The 17,536-nt window shown below is 44.6% G+C and carries 16 protein-coding genes; all 16 read right to left on the bottom strand.

The genetic code is table 11. The features are described from left to right. Nucleotides 1-191 precede the first annotated feature (191 nt). A complete protein-coding gene (locus PODO_RS15535) occupies nucleotides 192-1,685 on the bottom strand; it encodes an SMI1/KNR4 family protein (protein WP_038571348.1) in 1,494 nt (497 codons plus the stop codon). Between the two features lie 768 nt (nucleotides 1,686-2,453). Continuing rightward, nucleotides 2,454-3,311: an ABC transporter ATP-binding protein gene (locus PODO_RS15530; protein WP_038571345.1), complete on the bottom strand. Its 858-nt coding sequence runs from the start codon at nucleotides 3,309-3,311 to the stop codon at nucleotides 2,454-2,456. A 9-nt stretch (nucleotides 3,312-3,320) separates the two neighbouring features. After that, the gene (locus PODO_RS15525) at nucleotides 3,321-4,334 is read right to left on the bottom strand and encodes a FecCD family ABC transporter permease (RefSeq protein WP_038571342.1); all 1,014 of its coding nucleotides are present in this window, start codon (nucleotides 4,332-4,334) and stop codon (nucleotides 3,321-3,323) included. Further along, on the bottom strand, nucleotides 4,331-5,356 hold the full coding sequence (locus PODO_RS15520; protein WP_052097066.1) for a FecCD family ABC transporter permease: 1,026 nt from the start codon (nucleotides 5,354-5,356) through the stop codon (nucleotides 4,331-4,333). Before PODO_RS15520 ends, PODO_RS15525 begins: the two co-directional genes overlap by 4 nt. A 74-nt stretch (nucleotides 5,357-5,430) precedes the next feature. Further along, a complete protein-coding gene (locus tag PODO_RS15515) occupies nucleotides 5,431-7,401 on the bottom strand; it encodes an AraC family transcriptional regulator (protein WP_038571339.1) in 1,971 nt (656 codons plus the stop codon). 437 nt (nucleotides 7,402-7,838) lie between these two features. Next, a complete protein-coding gene (locus PODO_RS15510; RefSeq protein ID WP_038571336.1) occupies nucleotides 7,839-8,087 on the bottom strand; it encodes a hypothetical protein in 249 nt (82 codons plus the stop codon). 59 nt (nucleotides 8,088-8,146) lie between these two features. Further along, nucleotides 8,147-8,698 (bottom strand): riboflavin biosynthesis intermediates N-glycosidase, encoded by a 552-nt coding sequence (locus tag PODO_RS15505; RefSeq protein ID WP_038571333.1) that lies wholly within the window; start codon nucleotides 8,696-8,698, stop codon nucleotides 8,147-8,149. 2 nt (nucleotides 8,699-8,700) lie between these two features. Beyond that, a complete protein-coding gene (locus tag PODO_RS15500; RefSeq protein WP_038571330.1) occupies nucleotides 8,701-9,588 on the bottom strand; it encodes an NUDIX domain-containing protein in 888 nt (295 codons plus the stop codon). Nucleotides 9,589-9,614: 26 nt separating this feature from the next. Further along, nucleotides 9,615-10,625, bottom strand: a complete 1,011-nt coding sequence (locus PODO_RS15495) for an AAA family ATPase (protein ID WP_036677020.1) — start codon at nucleotides 10,623-10,625, stop codon at nucleotides 9,615-9,617. Further along, a complete protein-coding gene (gene pnuC, locus PODO_RS15490) occupies nucleotides 10,622-11,302 on the bottom strand; it encodes a nicotinamide riboside transporter PnuC (protein ID WP_038571327.1) in 681 nt (226 codons plus the stop codon). The genes PODO_RS15495 and pnuC overlap by 4 nt, the downstream gene beginning before the upstream one ends. A gap of 385 nt (nucleotides 11,303-11,687) precedes the next feature. Then, a complete protein-coding gene (locus PODO_RS15485; RefSeq protein ID WP_036677025.1) occupies nucleotides 11,688-12,140 on the bottom strand; it encodes an NUDIX hydrolase in 453 nt (150 codons plus the stop codon). Between the two features lie 33 nt (nucleotides 12,141-12,173). Then, on the bottom strand, nucleotides 12,174-12,482 hold the full coding sequence (locus tag PODO_RS15480; RefSeq protein WP_036677026.1) for a hypothetical protein: 309 nt from the start codon (nucleotides 12,480-12,482) through the stop codon (nucleotides 12,174-12,176). Between the two features lie 62 nt (nucleotides 12,483-12,544). Further along, nucleotides 12,545-14,197 carry a DUF6138 family protein gene (locus tag PODO_RS15475; RefSeq protein WP_038571324.1) on the bottom strand — a complete coding sequence of 551 codons (1,653 nt, stop codon included), beginning with the start codon at nucleotides 14,195-14,197 and terminating at the stop codon, nucleotides 12,545-12,547. Nucleotides 14,198-14,241: 44 nt separating this feature from the next. After that, nucleotides 14,242-15,168: an ADP-ribosylglycohydrolase family protein gene (locus tag PODO_RS15470; RefSeq protein WP_036677031.1), complete on the bottom strand. Its 927-nt coding sequence runs from the start codon at nucleotides 15,166-15,168 to the stop codon at nucleotides 14,242-14,244. Nucleotides 15,169-15,472: 304 nt separating this feature from the next. Then, on the bottom strand, nucleotides 15,473-16,414 hold the full coding sequence (locus PODO_RS15465; protein ID WP_036677034.1) for an alpha/beta hydrolase: 942 nt from the start codon (nucleotides 16,412-16,414) through the stop codon (nucleotides 15,473-15,475). A 60-nt stretch (nucleotides 16,415-16,474) separates the two neighbouring features. Beyond that, nucleotides 16,475-17,527 carry an LLM class flavin-dependent oxidoreductase gene (locus PODO_RS15460; RefSeq protein ID WP_036677037.1) on the bottom strand — a complete coding sequence of 351 codons (1,053 nt, stop codon included), beginning with the start codon at nucleotides 17,525-17,527 and terminating at the stop codon, nucleotides 16,475-16,477. Nucleotides 17,528-17,536 lie beyond the last annotated feature (9 nt).

The raw sequence follows: 17,536 nt of genomic DNA, 5'->3' as shown, positions 1-17,536 counted from the left end.
CCTAATGTATCGTTCCATTTTACTTAATGCTAGACGTTCAATAATTAGATTACAATTGTAAACTTCACAGACCCATGTATATTATTTCTTGTTTCGCAAAAAAGACCCCTCTGATTGCTTACCGGAAAGGTCTCCTTTCTTTTATAAAAATTCCACCCTATTATGATAAAGCTCAGCGTAGGCAAGTTTCATTAATCTTTCCATGTTACCTGCCATCCATATGACTGAAGTTTAAAGTATTTACTAAACTCCGCGACTACGGACTTCGCATTCTCTTTCGATGTTGCATGAAATATAGTTATATCGACTATATTACAGTCTGAAATTTCCTCCAAACCTTTAAGTCTTGATGCATCTACTCCAATCTGCTTTAGACTCATACAATTTTTGAGTATTGTTAAATCTCCAACCGGATAAGTGAACTGCTTTAATTTCTTCAATTCTCCTATAACCTCTATATGTGATTCATCTATTGCACAGCTATCTGTCTCAAAAACCGTAAGATTCTTTAAAGCTTTTAAGAATGATAAATGTGGTATTGTCACTTGTTTGAGCTCTAGTTTTATTAACTTACTAAGGTTTGAAATATAAAGCAGGTCGCCAACCTCCATTTCTTCTAAACTTAGTTCCTTCAAATTTTTTATAGTTCCTATTAATTCCATTTCAATTGAGTTCATTCTACATAATCTCAAACTCTTTAAATTCTTTATATCTTTCAGTTTATGTATATCTTTTAATGGAAGTCCTATTAATGTTAGCTTCCTTAACCCATCTAAAGAAACCAAGTACTTCAAATCAGACTCTTTAAAAGCTTCTGATCCTATCACAAGTTCTGCTAAAGAAGTCAACCGTTGAAGTACATCAAAATTAGTAATTTCATCCGCATGTATAATAAGTTCTTTAAGATTAACCATATGGGTTAAAATATCCAAAGATATTGCTCCGTATTTTTGAGCTTGATCAGCTCTAATAAATACCATTCTCTTTTTTTTCAATGTTTTTGAAGATACAAAACCACTCTCAACATCGTCTTTAAAATACTCTTCCCAAAATCCGCTTACAGGGATAAGGCTGTTCTCTTCGATATTCCAATTAGTCAAAGCTAAAATATCATCTAACAAACTTCCATTTTCACGAGATAATATGATTACATCATCTTCTTCACGAATACCAATACTATTATTTCTGAGGCTCGAATCAATAAATTCAAAGAAATGCCCCAAACTTTCAGCAATAACATAGGAAAAATTAGAATTATGATCAATCGTAATAATTTGCCCATAAACGCCTTTATTTCCGGGGTCTAAATCTATTGCCAAAAATGAGCCACCACCATCTTCAGCAAAAGGAATCCAGCCTTCTCTGTAGTTCCCATCTTTTATTACATCTGATTTGCTGGATATAATATCGTATGCTGATTCCAAAAGGGACTTCCAGTTGCTTACTATCGATTCAATGTTCATCCAACCAAGACCAGCCATAACACCAAAAATCTGCTCTCCTTCTCCATTAGAATTCATGTATAACTTTCTGAAATCTTCTGGAAATTTGCAGTTCATCATGCTCTCGAAAAGATCTATTTCTGATTCCTCAAGTGCTGGATTCAGTAATTCCTCTACATTTGGTATATGCGATTTTAATGTCTCAATAAGTAAACACTCTTCTTTTTTATTAGCTAACGACATATAGTGGCCCCCATTCTACAGAGTCATAATAGTTTCAGTAAACATCCTTGGTTGATCATCAATCATTTTGTTATGATTCATCTTCAACAGTTCTATCAATAATTAATTCTATCTTACATATGGAGCATCTATTTCCCAATTTAGCAATATCGTATCATGAATTTGTAAATATTGTTGTATTAAGTCATATACAAAAACCTAAGAGTCATCTTAGGGGTTGATTTTATCTCTATATAAACTTCAATCACAACTAATTTTTCACCCTATTTATGGTACGGTTCAGCCCGATTTGTCCTCACCGCGGGATACATCTGTTCCAAGCTTTCAGCCACGTTTAGATTCTATTGTGATTGTGCGCCCTGAGTCTGAACCAGCTGATCTTCTCAACTGCTGTGTTGCGGTCCCCATCTGCAGTTTCCGGGCAATCTGCTTGTTGCGCATTCCTCTGATACCTTCAATAGTCCTCCTTGCTTCATTTAGAGTTATATATACTGGTTTTCTCAAATTAATCACGTAATCTAGTGCTCCGAATAATAAAAAAAGCCCGCAAGCTAGGTACCTGCGGCTTTGAATTTTATTTAGGATATGTTGTAATTTATTATTATCTCTCCCCTCCCCAACAAAGCCATAGCCCCCTTTTATGGAGTTGCTTGTGGAAGCTACAGCAAAGGCTATACGCGTTGAATCGTGGCTATCACGACCCCGGCAAATCCAATGCCTAACTGCACCAGTATTTCCGTGCTCCTAGGAGGACACGCTATGCGATTTTCAAGTGGCAATCGCCTCTTTCTGTTCCTTAGCTTTTGGGAATCCTTGATCTACTCCTTGTTCTCTACGACTATCACGCAAGAGCTCGTACGTCACATACACCGGTCGCCCTGTTCGTGGTTCCAGCATAATCTCGGCATCAATGGCAAACACCTCACGCAGCGTTCGTACCGTCATTACACGCTCTGGCGAACCATGCTCCACCACCTGGCCCTCACGAATCGCCACCATATAGTCGGAGAAGCGTGCTGCCAGATTCAGGTCATGCAGCACCATCACAATCGTCACCTGTTGACTGCGATTCAGTTCATAGAGCAGTTCCAGCACTTCAAGCTGATGCGCCAGGTCCAGATAGGTGGTGGGTTCATCCAGCAGGATCAGATCGGTTTGCTGGGCGAGAGCCATCGCAATCCATACGCGCTGACGCTGACCGCCAGATAGCGTATCGACCTCACGATGCTCAAACGCTGTAAGCTGTGTAACCGATAGGGCCCAGGCTACTACTTGCTTATCCTCTTTGGAGAGCTTGCCGAAGCCCCGTTGATGTGGAAAACGCCCATAGGCGACTAATTGACCGACCGTCAAACCGCTTGGTGCGGTCGGCGTCTGCGGCAGAATCGCCATCTGCTTGGCCACTTCCTTGGTGGACAGCGTGCGGATATCTGCACCATTCAGATAAACCGTACCATTATTCGTCTTAAGCAGCCGACCAACTGCCTTTAGTACGGTTGATTTGCCGCATCCATTGGGACCAATAATCGAGGTAATCTGTCCACGCGGAATCTGCAAGTCCAGTTCTTGTACGATAAGCGTGTCATTATAGGCAATATCGATTTGTTGCGCTGTAATACTTTCCATGACGTCCTCCTAATTGGCCTTCGATAGTAAATAAAGAAAGTACGGAACACTGATGACCGTAATGACAATTCCCGTCGGCACATCTCCCCCCAGGCTAACCGTGCGCGTAATCGTGTCAGCAAGTACCACGACTAATCCCCCGGTCAGGCTGGCAGCGGGAACGAGCAATTTGTGATCGGGCCCGACCAGTTTTCTTGCCATATGCGGAGCGATCAAGCCAACGAAAAAGAAGCTTCCACCTACGGCCACACTGCCAGAGGATAAAGCAACCGCAGCGATCGACAACCCCAAAAACTGCCGCTTCACGGCAAGACCCAGCCCTACTGCCGTCTGATTGCCCAGATGGAGGGTGTTGAGTATGCGAGACTTGTAGAAAATATAGCCGAGTAAAATCAAGACCCATGGTCCCAGTACGGAGATATAGCGCCAATCAGCGCCCCATAAGCTTCCTGCCAGCCAGTGCAGCATGAAATCCATCTGCGAATCATTCAGCTTGAGTGTCAGGAAGGTGGTCAGCGCTTCATACCCGCTTCCGAGTGCGACCCCGGTTAAGATCAAACCGATTGGTGAGATATCTCGCCCACGGCGATACGATAATAAGAAGATTAATCCCACCGCCAACAATCCGCCAACAAAGGCCAGTAGTGGCAGAGCAATAAAGGAGCCCTTTCCTGTTGATGCGATGAATACGACAAAGAACAGGACAAACAAACCTGATCCCGAACTAATCCCCAGCGTCCCCGGACTAGCCATGTCATTGCGCAGCAAACTCTGCATCACGACCCCAGACGCTCCCATTCCCAGACCTACCAAGATCGACAGTGTGATTCGTGGCAGGCGAAAATCGAACACGATCAGATTTTGCTTGTCTGTACCGTTTCCCAGGAGAACATTCAGCACTTCTAGCGGTGAAAGATTCATTTTGCCAGAATTCATGCTAATGACAGCAAACATAAGGATGAGCACCATAAGCACTATATTGACGATTATGCCCCTTTGCACCGTATAACGCTGCTTGATCATTCAGCTTCCCTCCTTTGCTTGCGAGCCAGGAAGAGAAAGTACGGCACACCAATGATAGAAAATATAATGCCAATCGGTGTTTCGAACGGCTTATTGATCAAGCGTCCAGCCAGATCGGCCGACACGGTCAGCAACGCACCATATAGCGCAGCTGCCGGAATAATGTAACGATAGTCGACACCGATCATGTATCGCACAATATGTGGGGTAATCAGACCAACAAAACCGATGGGGCCAACTAAGACAACAGCCAATCCAGTCAGCACGAGCACGATAATCGTCGATAACCCCTTGACAAGTCCGCTACGAATACCGAGTCCACTTGCCACATCATCCCCCAAACTGAGCAGTGTAACAGAAGGAGATAGCATCAGCGCCAGCAGCACACCTCCAACAAATAGCGGTGAGATAATTAGCAATTCCCCCCACTTGACCCCCGCTGTACTGCCTGCCGTCCAAAATGCCAATGCTCGACCCAGGTTATAATTGATCGCTAAATACTGACTGAGTGCGCCAAATAGCATGGAGATGGACAGTCCTGCCAGTACCAGCCGCTGAGGCGTCATCCCGCGCTTGCCGAGTGACGCGATGAAATAAGTGATCCCGGTCGCGAGCGCTGCTCCCAGACAAGCAAACAGCATCATCTGCCCATACGAATAACCCGGCAGAAAGGCCAGGCAAAGAGCAATCGCGAATGCTGCCCCAGAGCTGATCCCCATCAGCCCGGAGTCGGCCAGCGGATTGCGCGTCGTTCCCTGCATAATAGCCCCACATACCGCAAGGCTGCACCCGACGATCAGATCGGCTACGGTACGCGGAAGACGTAGGGTTTGAATAATTTGATGCTCAGTGAGCGTTGGATCAAATCGGAAAATAGCCTCCCATGCAGTCGCTAACCTCATGTCGGCGGCACCGAAGCTAATCGACGCCGCCGACATGAGAACCGTTAATCCAAGCCCTACCACCATGTACATGGTGAAGTTCACCGCCCCACGGCGTTTTTGTTCAGGCTTGTTTTTCATTACGTTTTCCTTTCCTTACCTACTGACAGTCATATTTGTAAATTGGAGTACTTCTTAATACCTTGTCAAAACCCTTATTGAGGCATTGCCAGCAATTGTTTGATAATATGATCAATCAATGCACTGGAAGTCATTATATCCGTGGACCAAGATAGCGATGTACCCACCGTTATGATCCGATTATGTTGCACAGCAGGTAGTGATTTCCAGACCGCATTATTAGTAGGAACTTCCGTATCTCCTATAGCGATTAGATAATCCCCTATGTAAGCAGCCAATACCTCCATAGAGATATCTCCCCAATATTTATCTGCGTCAATAATATCAGTTTGAACTTTTGATGGTGCCTTCATTTTAAGTTCATTATAAACAAGCTCGCCAACCGCATGTTTGGCTCCAGCGATGTAGTTACTTTTATCACTGAATTCCCCCATAGTAATCGTCACGTCTGAAAGACCTGCATTCTGAAGGGCTAACTTCGCTTCTTCGATTTTTCCGGCATAAGCACTCAAAACAGCCTTAGCCTCTTCCTGCTTGTTCAAAACATCGCCAATAAAATGTATACGCTCTTCTGTAGTCATATCACCATAAGGGACATAAATTGTTGGGGCAATTTTGGATAAATCTTCATAATTTTCATCACCCCATGCTAAAATGATCAGATCAGGCTCAAGAGTCATGACATCTTCCGGCTCCATAGCTATTTTAATGGAGTCTGTAATCTGGTTAGCAAAAACAGCCTCTTTCCCGTCCCTTGCTGCTCTCGCCACACCTAGAGGAGTTACACCCAGGGCTACCACATCACCCACTAAGTAATCGACTACAACACGCTGAGGGTTGTTAGGCACCTTAACGTCACCCTTTACTGTGGATAGCGTTCTCGTCTGCGAGACTGCTTCTGAAGCTTTCGTCTCCGATACTTCCGGTTGTGTCGTCTGTTGTGTCTGTGCAGGGTTTGGATTTACCGTTCCCCCGTTATTCGATGGCGTTCCCGACGCACATGCCGACAATAACAGCATCAAGCTCATCGCCGCCGCCAAGATCATTTCTTTACTTCTTACTTTTCCAAACATGGTTGATTCCCCTTCTCTATAAGACTGGACTAGACCTGCTAGTTCCCTCTCATAGTAAAGAAAATGAGAATCATTATCAATACCATCAACCTGCATGGATAGTGCGTTTATTTTCCGATAATCACTTGGTGTCATCTTGTAATACTTCTTAAACATCCGAAACAGATTTTTCTCATCTGCAAAACCAGATCCTGTTGCGATCTCTTTAATGGTTGCTTCTGTATGCTTCAAGTCATGGCAGGCAGCTTCAATCCTTCTCTGAATGAGGTACTCCTGTAAGCTCATGCCTTCCTTCTTTTTGAACAGCCGCGTCAATTGCCCGCCACTGATCCCAAACATATCGGCAATTTCTTGAAACATAATCGGCTGCATGTAATGTTTATCGAGGTATATCTTGGCAGAACAAGCCGGATCTGGCTGGAGATACCGAATCTCACCACTCTCAAAATCTCTGTAGACCCCATGAATCAATTGATATAGAAAACTTTTGGCCTGCAGCTGATCCATCGCCTTGCCGCGGTTCCAGCCATTCATCATCTGTTGAAACCAATCGAGTAGCAAGATAGGATTACTTGGTGTATAACCAAACTGTTGAACAAATGGGTTCACTTCCTCCAGTAATTGCTGCAGGTGCCTCTTGAAAAAAAGAGGTAATTCTGCTTTATAAAACACCATAAAGGTCTTCACATTCTCCCCTATAGGTGAAATACTGAGCAGGCTCCCCTTCCCTCCGTGAACTAAACCAAAGCGTTCCATTCCAAATGTGGTTTCATTCAGTTGAATTTGTGCTTCTCCTCCACATGCATAGATAAACATGCTACTAGGCATTTTATACTGCTCCAACGGGTATTGGGACGCTACATTCTGAAAACGCACGTCTATTAATGTAATGATCGAACGTGTCCAAATATGGGCCATCGTATCGATCATCTCCGGTGTAAATACCTGGCTTGCTGCTGCTTCGTCTTGCATCTATCTGCGCTCCCTCATCTCACTTTTTCCATTTTATATATCACCTATCAATTGATATTGATTATCAATATCATAATTCATGAGGTAAGTATATCATCATTAAGTGACATTGGGGACAGGGGCCGAATAAATGTATAGGATCCTTATCTAGGATGCTTTCATGAACGGTCATCGTTGCATCAACCCCACCTTTAAACACAGATATCGTAAAAATGAACGTTTCAGCGGACTTCCGCTTCGAGAAATTTAGAAGAACATCGAATCGGCAATCACAAGTTCTTGCCCTGAACAAAAGACAAGAACTTGTTCCAATAAAAAAAACCGCGCCCAGCGCGGCTTCCATTGAGACTATGTTCTTGTCCTCTGACCGAAGAATCGATTCTATAATCTCAGCAGAAGATATAGTTTACAGCTAAATATCACGAAGCAGTGAAGTATTAAGCTCCTCTCTCCAAGTAGCCGCTGCAGATAACGGGGCGGTTAATGATTTCATACATTTTTTTAAGATCGGAAATGTACTCTTGGCTCCAAGTTTCAAACGAATCGAATTCCGCCATAGATATTTGATGGTACTCCGGGGAGTCGGTTACCCCCGTTAGGACCTCATATGCATAAATATTGTCGCCAAACTTTCCTACAGATTGGTATCTACCTGTTTTCAGGCGGATATAATCGGTATATCTCACGGTCTTCCCTCATCCTTTCATTGATTTCATCATGTCTATTTTCTTAATCTTGTATAAATCTAACTCCGCAGCAACTCGTCCCGCACTTCCGTCAGTGCGAACCCCAGCAGATTTCTACCCCGCCATTTCACGGGATTCTCCGCATCTGGATTGGACTGGCCCATGCCGATCCCCCAAATACGGTCCCGCGGGCTAGCCTCCACGAGGATGCGGTTCTTCGTCGAGTTAAGATAATCGTTAAGCTTCGGATTCTGCGAAAATTTGGCCAAGCTGGCTCTTTTGACGATACCGTAACATTCCTTATCCCAAATATCTTTGTCAAAGTTTTGGACCGCACGTCCAAAAGCCTTCATCTCTTTTGGGTGCTTAGCTTTAAGGATGGACTCCAGCATTTCGTCATCGCCGAACAACCTTGCCTTTTCGGCCATCATAAACTGCTCGGCGCAGGAGTACTGCGTTCCCTCTACCGTGAACGGGCACATCCACCATTGGCTGAAGCAGCTTTTATCGACGCTCCCGTCCTTAGGCGGTGTATGTCCCCAAAAAAATACGAATTTGAACTTTTTTCCTTCGTTATATACTTTTCTTAACTCATCGATATTGTAAATCATCGTTAACCCTCCAAATTTCTCCGATATAAGCGGGATGGCCTATGCCCCGCATTTTCGGTATAATGATCGGTCTCCACTACAAGATCTGCTACTTTACGCCGGAAGGCCGCCTTCAACAGCTCTTTATCCATAATTACCTCATACACCTGCTGCAGTTCCGTCAAGGTAAAAAGCATCGGCATCAAGTGCAGTGCAATATCGGTATAATTTACTTTTCCCCGTAACCGATCAATCGCGCATGCTATGATCTTCGCATGGTCGAAGGCTAATCCGTCATTCGATACGATCTCATAATCCGTGCCAGTCGATGTAGTCTTCGCTGTCATAGTCCTTGCCACGACCGCCGAAAGTTCTTCTTCTTCACTGCTTAGTTTGAGTTCGTACTCCAGCGTCTTGATGTATCCGTCCTCAATCAGCTCTTTTTGCTCCCGCAGCGGCCGATAGGATACCTTGAACCAGGCGGCGTCTGCTGCATCATCTCCTGCCTTAAGCTCCAACTTGTCGCTGTTGATCAGAGCCATATAGCTGCAGCTTATCACCCAGGTTCGTGGGTCGCGCCCGATATCACTGAACGTATACAGCTGTTCCAGATAAATGTCTTCCACACCGGTTTCCTCGCATAGTTCCCTTACTGCTGCCTGCTCAGTCGTCTCATTCGGCCGGACAAAACCGCCAGGCAGAGCCCATTTGCCCAAGAAGGGGTGAGCCCCCCGGCGAATAAGGAGGACGCGTAGCTCTTTTTCCGGCAGTTTGCGATAACTGTCAGCATCCTCTTCCGTCACAGTGAAAATAACCATATCCGTTGTCACTGAAGGCCGCTCGTAATCCCCTGCTCTGTATTGCTCCAAAAATTCGCGTTCTATAAGTCCATCCTTATCCAACAAATCCAAGTGGGTACGCCTCCTTTATATTTGATTTAACCGTTCAGCTCTCCGAAATAGTTGCCGTAGGGCTCGAACTTTGCCAACACTTCATCAACCTTGCGAATACGTTCCTCCAGGCTCCCCCGCAGCGTAATATAGGGGATCCGCCGCTCCTTCAAATCCGCGATAATCTGTTTATGAAACACATGCCGCTTCTGATCCCCACTGCGGTCCCAAGTATCGTCGTAAGGAATATCGTCAGCGCATAGGAAGAACAGATCATAACGTTGCGCATTCTCAAGAGCGATCCGGGTTAACAGCTCTGGGGCCCGGCCGTGGTAATCCAGGGCGAACATATACGTCGTGATCGCATTGGTATCGACGAACAGAACCCGGTTCGCCTCAAGTATTGCCTGTTCTTCGCGCTCGATATGACCCACCGCGATTTCATCGAACGCTTCCAAGCCGATTCGGCGGTCCACCTGATGTTCGGTCCAATAATCGCGTCCGTATTCGTTCGCGAACGTCGTGCAATATCGCCGTGCCAGCGCTTCGGTGATCGTCGACTTCCCCGTCGACATCGCTCCAACGAACACCACTTTCGTGATCAAATCCCGGTACACGATATCACTTACGAACTCCCTGTACTTATATGGATTGGAACGGACCATCGTCGCTGAGATCGGAACCCGCTCTCGGGCTTCATCCACCCGCCGGTCTATTGCACCCAAAGAGAGACTCATATGTTTGCCGTAGAACTCGCTCGAGTAAAAATGCGTTACTTGCTCTCCGTTCAGCAAACCGAGTATATACTGTTCTTCCCGAATCTCATGCTCCCTGTCATCCGAATACCCGTCCGGACCGTCCCAAGCCTCGATTACCCGGACTTCCGGATAGAGCCTGCGAATCCAATTTGCCCGGACATGAAGCGGGATCGGGGTGACCGTCGTTTCGTAAATGACCAAGATCAATTCATCGACTTCTTGTAGTGCCGTCTCGATCATGAACTGATGGCCTTTATGCAGCGGGGCAAACTTCCCCAGTGTTAGTCCAAGCGTTTTCATGCCGCCACCTCCTTAGCCCCTTTATTCCAAATATAGTACCCGTATACTGCGTTGACCAGATACGCGCTCCACATCACGATCATCAGCAGGCCTTCTCCGCTACCCTCCAGCATACGAATCACCCACAATAGCACCGTAAAGAGATTTAGCACGATATAGACCAGCCATTGTTCCTTGAATCTTCTAACCATTAAGAAGGTCGCCCCAACAGACAGCACCGTCGTAGTAGCATCGATGTAAGGCGAGTTCTGTCCCGGAATGAACGAAAGACCAAATCCGAGGAGCAAGCAGCCGATTACACAGACCATCCCAACGAGGAGCAGTCTTCTAAGATCCATCTGCCTCATGGTCAGCCTACCGTCTTCTTGCCGATTACTTTTCCACATGTAGAAGCCAATGACATTCATTGGAACGAAGAATAGCAGATTGAGCATAACCTCTCCAAACAAACCGTTAATATAGACCAAATAAGCGTAACCGACTGTATTGTACATGCCGAAAACATAGCTCATCAGGTTGCCCTTCGCCGCAAGCACCACGCATAACACCCCAGTAATAAAAACCGTAAATCCGAATAAAGAGTCCTTTGTTATCACCGTAAACCCGACAGCGATTGAGGTAAACAGTACCAACCACGTAATTTCGAACAGATTCCAGCTACCCGCCACCTTTTTCATCTTGCATCCCTCCGCTTTTTCGACTCATTCATAGAGTGAAAAACATAAGTTTTACTTAGTATCATTTTGTTAATAACATATTGTTACTATCAAAAATAACAGAAAATCCTGCGAAGGGCAAGTAAATTCTTCCTATTTCTACAGACAGGTACTTATTCATTTGTAATGGTTCGTTATAGGATCAAGCATAAGCCCTTTGCTCTAGGGATAATTGAACTCCTCGCCAGTAAGGTATGCGTTTGGAAGTCCAGAAGGCTTCTCAACAGAACTAACTTTAATTGTGTGAAAATAAAAGAAAACCCCTAATAAAAGGGGTTTCCTCCAATCTTGTTCAACTAACGTACCAATAGGTGAACTGTTTTTTTAGGTATGTATTTTATAATTCTCACTCTATAAGGTTTACTATTCCGTCTTTATACTTAAATAAATAATCACCCTCTTTTTCTAAGAGAACAGGTAAATATTGAGCTACCATTTCAGCAATTCCTAAATTACTTGGGTTCAATATCCAATCAATTTGTTTCCAATCGAGAATACCTTCTCTCGTTATTTGTATGGGCTGATTTCCTAAATTCTTATCTACTTCGAATAAGTACAGATACAATCCATCTTTTTCCTCGCCATTTTTATCCCAGGTAATGATACCTTTTGAATAGTATTTGCTTACTTTAATACCCGTTTCTTCTAATACTTCACGTTTTGCACCATCATCAGCATTTTCGCCTACTTCATTTTTACCGCCAACACCGTTCCACACGCCCATAATTGGTGGTTTTTCACGATTCAACATTAAGATACGGTCGTCACTCTTTAAAAAACACACATTATATTGAAACACGAAATCATCTCCACAATTAAATTGTGCACTACATCAGATAAACCCGTCTTCGGGTTCACCAACATCAAATCCTAATACTTTTGTCGCTTCCAATTTAAATCTCTCTATCCAAGAATTCCAATCACCATTACTCATCTGTGCATAAAATGATAATCCACTTGGCTCTACTGAGGCCACAATAAAAATATCATCATCTTCCTGCCCGAACCAATAAGGAATTCCATTTTTATATCCTATCCAACCTGGCATACTCTCATATATATTAGTTACTTTATCCCAGACTTCATCTGATAGGTAATACCATATATTTAGATTGCAATTTTGAGAGGTTAGGTTACTCATTTGTGTCCCTCCTTTAGCCAAGATCTATTTCAGATCCTAGCTTCACTTATCTCTATATAGCATCAGCAACTTATAAGAGTCAGCAGCTCTGATAGAATAACTCTAAGCTCATGCTCCGTCTGCTCTGACTTCACGGCTTTTTCCAGCTTTGCTCGACTTCCGAATATCCGGTATAGAACCTGCTCCCGTTCATATATTTCTTTAGGCGACACCTCTTGAAGCAGCACTTCTGCTAGCTCGACCCGATCGATCACGAAGTTTTTGACAGATCTTGCTTCCTCATTTCCTGCTAGCAGAATGTCTACTAGGACTGGTATAAGCTCAGCCTCTACACCGTGCGCATCAATAAAGGCCTCCGCATAGCCGTCTTGTATCATTTGGTGCTCCGTATCTACCATCTCCATATAACGAGAGATGAGTGAAAAATATTCCTTGCTATACAATCCTAATCCGAGTACAGCATAGGTACCAGGCATGACCGACTTTTCACCCGGATTTGTGTCCTTGTACCACGCAAAGGGCTCCATAGCAATATTCGCATACGCAGCTAGCTTAGGATATAGAGCCGGATATGCGAGTGCACCAGCAAAAAACTGATGAAGACCTGATTTAGCCATTTTTTTTAGAGGAAGATAGTTCTTTTGTTTGCTTTTAAGCTTCAGGTAATATTCCTTCGGAAATCCTTGCTGCAGCAATTCGGTAATGTGATCTAATGCTTCTCCATAAGCTGTTTCCTCCTCGGTCAAAATCCGGATTTCAATGCTCTGGGTTACATCATTATTATCAACTTCAACACGGGTTCCTTTATATACTGGAGTGAATTTCCCGCTTCCCCCCTGAATATACTCCGCTGCGCGTTTTGAACCAAGCTGGACAGCAAGTTTCAAATATTGTTCCCGGATGTCCGGTTTCGTTTTTCCAATTTGCAGAGCGGTATATACAAAAAAGGAAAGTTGATCTGCATTCGGATCCATAAGCGCCATATTCTCTTTAGGTATCCAATCCATTCTAAAGCTGCCTGTACGCACAAAATGGCGAGGAAGAAAAACATTCTGAATCCAATCATCCATAGCCGAAGTATACTGGCCAGTCCATTCGTCTAAGCGTCCCCTATTACTTCTGAGCTTGTCGGACAAACGCTCTATTAATGGGCCAACCGCATTCTCTTCCTGCTTCAAAAGATCAGGATTCATCAAGTGATGAGAAAAGAAAAACTGGTCATCAACACTCGGCAATACCGGAAGATCAGACATGATTTTGGATGTTATAAACTTCTGTAATGATTGGCGGAGTTCGTTCAGCTTCTCTTCGTTTACCAGATGCACGCAAAGCGTTAAGTCTTCGTCCTCCATTTCAAAGGAAAGTACGATCTGGAATCGGTAATCAAAAAAACGAGGACCTAGTTTATCTGATAAAAAAAGCTCCTCCACTCTCTTGCATAATGCCGGGTAAAGTTCAGATCTAATTAATTCATCCGTGAGCTCGGCGATATAAGGACCTGCTTCGATTTCATAAGAGCTGTCCGTCCAATCAAGCGGTTCTTCAACATCAATATGTATTTTTCCTTCACGCCAAGCTACTTGGAGATAATCCTTTATCCCAGCCTGAAGCGGACGATTGCCTATGAATTCATTTATTCTTATAGTCTCTTTGTTATATATGGTCATCATCTCGCTCCACACATCGTTTAAAAACCTCTGTACTGCTGCGTTCATTCCCACTCCTCCTCATAGTTAATGCTAATAGAACTTAGTACTCCTCATGCAGATTGAAGACGGAGCAGCAGTTGATCAACCAGATCTGTCTCTCGCAGCTGGTTGATCCAGCGCTGAGGGATATGCTCATAGCCATATCGGATTCCGGCAAGACCGCCTGTGATACAGGCCGTTGTATCCGTGTCGTTGCCTAAGGCAACTGCTCGTTTGACGGCATTTTCGTAGGAAGTGCAGGTTTGGAGGATCATACATGCACTGAACAAGGAATCCACGACATAACCAGATCCTTCGCCATAGAATACTTTATCAGGCTGAATGTTCTCTTCAAGCTCCCGTTCATGCTCAGGCATCTGCTGGTAGATCTTTCGAAGCTTGCTAAGAGCAGTTCGGTAGCACAGATTGAAGTCTTGCTTTTGCAACAGTTCACGTGCAATTAACACATACAAGGCACAACATACCTGATTACAGATATGTCCATGAGTTACAAGGCATTGAGTATGTGCGTTTTGAACGAGCTGCTCGTCTGTTCCTTTATGCCACAAGGCAAGTGGTAGCACGCGCATCAGCGCTCCATTCCCTTTCCCATCAGGAACCGTATTGCCACTCTCGTAAGGGGACATTCCATGGTAATAAGTAGTCAGCGTACGACTGGTTTGTATCCCAATATCAAAAACTTGTTGGGCTACTGCCCATCTACCTTCGTGATACCAATCGACCAATTTGTCTGCAAAATCAGTTAGCTCCAGTGTACCTTTATCGATCAGACTCTCCAGCAGACATAGTGCCTGCGCACCATCATCCGACCAGGTGCCTGCAGGGACATCTCGGTAGGTGGGCTGAAAGCCCACAGGAGGAGTAAACTCAATATGCTTCAGAGGTGGGAGCTGCTCCGCTGATCTGAATTCATAGGGGACACCAAGAGCATCTCCAATCAATAAGCCGTAAAGCCCACCCTTAATTTTATCCCACATGTTGTATTCTCCTTATCACTAGATATAATTTGGATCAAGTTGCCTACAAATATATAAGCCTACCCTATCAATATTTAAACTGTTTTGCATCATCTAAATAAAAATTGAAAAAATAAGCTTCCAATGAACAATACGATAGTAATCTAAGCCTATTTTGAAATCAATACATAACAAAAGATGAGGCTGTTTTTAAAAATCAACAACCTCATCTTTTTTATGAATCTTTCCCGAATAATTACGTGTCTCTACTTAAATAACCAATCAAGTTTTTCTGCGTATTCGCAATTTACTTTAGTCCCAGTAATTAGTTAGGGTGAAGTGCCCGGGCCATCGCATCCATATAGCCCTGAACAGCGCGCTGACTCACTTCTGTTTCTGGAGCGAAAATTTCGAAAAGGTGAAAACAACCAGGATACAGGTGGAATTCAACATCTACACCTGCTTGTGCAAGTCGTGCCACATACTCCATTGTCTCGTCTCGGAATAGATCGAGCTGACCTATACAAGTATAGGCTGGCGGCAAACCTGCCAAGTTCTCCGCTCTCGAGGGTACTGCATAAGTAGATTCTCCTCTGCCAACGCTCTCCTCGCCCAGGTACATGTTCCAAGCTGCTATGTTGTCTGTTCGGTTCCAGATTGCGCCTGCTTCTGTGATCTCATGACTGGACGGTGTGATGTTACGGTTGTCAAGCATCGGATATAATGGCATTTGGAAAATAAGAGAGGGTCCTCCTTTATCACGCGCCATCAGCGCGAGCGCTGCTGTCAGTCCGCCGCCACCGCTAGCACCGGCAATTGCAACCCGATTCACATCAATGCCAAGCAAGGCTGCCTCCTCCGTCATCCATACCAATCCAGCATAACAATCTTCGATCGCCGCCGGATAAGGATGCTCGGGAGCAAGCCTATAATCAACCGATACGACAATACATTCAGCTGTCTGAACAAAACGTTCGCATAATTCGTCGTCCATATCCGGATGTCCTAACACGTATCCGCCCCCGTGAATCCATAGCATGGCAGGTAACAAGTCATTCGTTCGCCCGGCAGGTTCATAAATTTTCACCAGCATCTCGCCTCCATCCCTCGGGATTTTACGACTGGTTGTGTTTACATGCTCTGATCCTTTCACGGATGCAGCTGACACTAAGCTCCTGCTCCACTCTAAATTCTTCTCCAATTCAAACCCAGGAAATTGTGAATAAACCTCTCTTAATTCTGGTAGTATACGTGTTTCATTACTCATGATAATCCCTCCAAATAAAATAATGAATTCGTTCGTTTACGTTTTATTCATAGATAATCCTTATCCCATTTGAGCTTCCCACTTGGCAATTTCCTCTCGTACTCGCGGCGCAACCTCTGTACCGAGCAGTTCTATAGCCCGCATAACCAACTCATGCGGCATCGTACTTAAGGGAACATACATCATGAATCGTGTAATCCCTACATGCTTACGCAGATGGATAATTTTTTGGGCGACTGTTTCCGGATCCCCTACATACAGCGCACCATCAAAGCGTCGGGCAGCATCATAGCTGGAACGATCATAGTACGCCCACCCCCGTTCTTTACCGAGCTTATTCATACCGTACTGGGTAGACGGAAAAAAGAGTTCTGCCGCCTGTTCCGTATCTTCTGCAACAAATCCAATGGAATGTGAACCTACCTGAAGCCGCGAAACATCATGTCCGGCATGAGCTGCCGCCTTTTTATACAGTTGTACAAGCGGCGCAAAATTGGTTGGGTTTCCACCGATAATCGCCAGGACTAATGGCAGACCCAGAAGTCCTGCACGTACGGCAGACTCCTGAGTACCGCCGCTACCAATCCATACGGGTAAAGAGTGCTGAACAGGGCGCGGGTATACACCCAGATTATTTATCGCTGATCGATGTCCTCCACTCCATGTTACTTTCTCAGATTCCCGTATTTTCAGAAGCAGCTCAATGTTTTCATTAAATAAATCCTCATAGTCATGCAGGTCATAACCAAAAAGCGGAAAAGATTCAACAAAGGAACCCCGGCCCGCTATAATCTCGGCACGTCCATTGGATAAGCCGTCCAGCGTGGCAAAATCCTGAAACACACGGACAGGATCAGCTGATGAAAGGACCGTCACAGCACTCGTCAATCGAATCCGCTTTGTTAGGGGGGCCGCAGCAGATAACACCACTGCTGGTGATGAAGCTGCATAATCTTCACGATGATGTTCACCTATGCCAAACACATCTAGTCCTACCTGATCCGCAAGGACGATTTCTTCGACGACTTCACGTAATCGTTGTGCGTGACTCATCACAACTCCGGTCTCAGTATCTGGCTTTGTTTCTATGAACGAAGTAACACCTATTTCCATAGTTAATCT

This window comes from Paenibacillus odorifer (assembly GCF_000758725.1).
GTDB lineage: Bacteria > Bacillota > Bacilli > Paenibacillales > Paenibacillaceae > Paenibacillus_AQ > Paenibacillus_AQ odorifer.
Note: the sequence above shows the minus strand (reverse complement) of the source record. Positions and strands in the feature narration are given on the sequence as shown.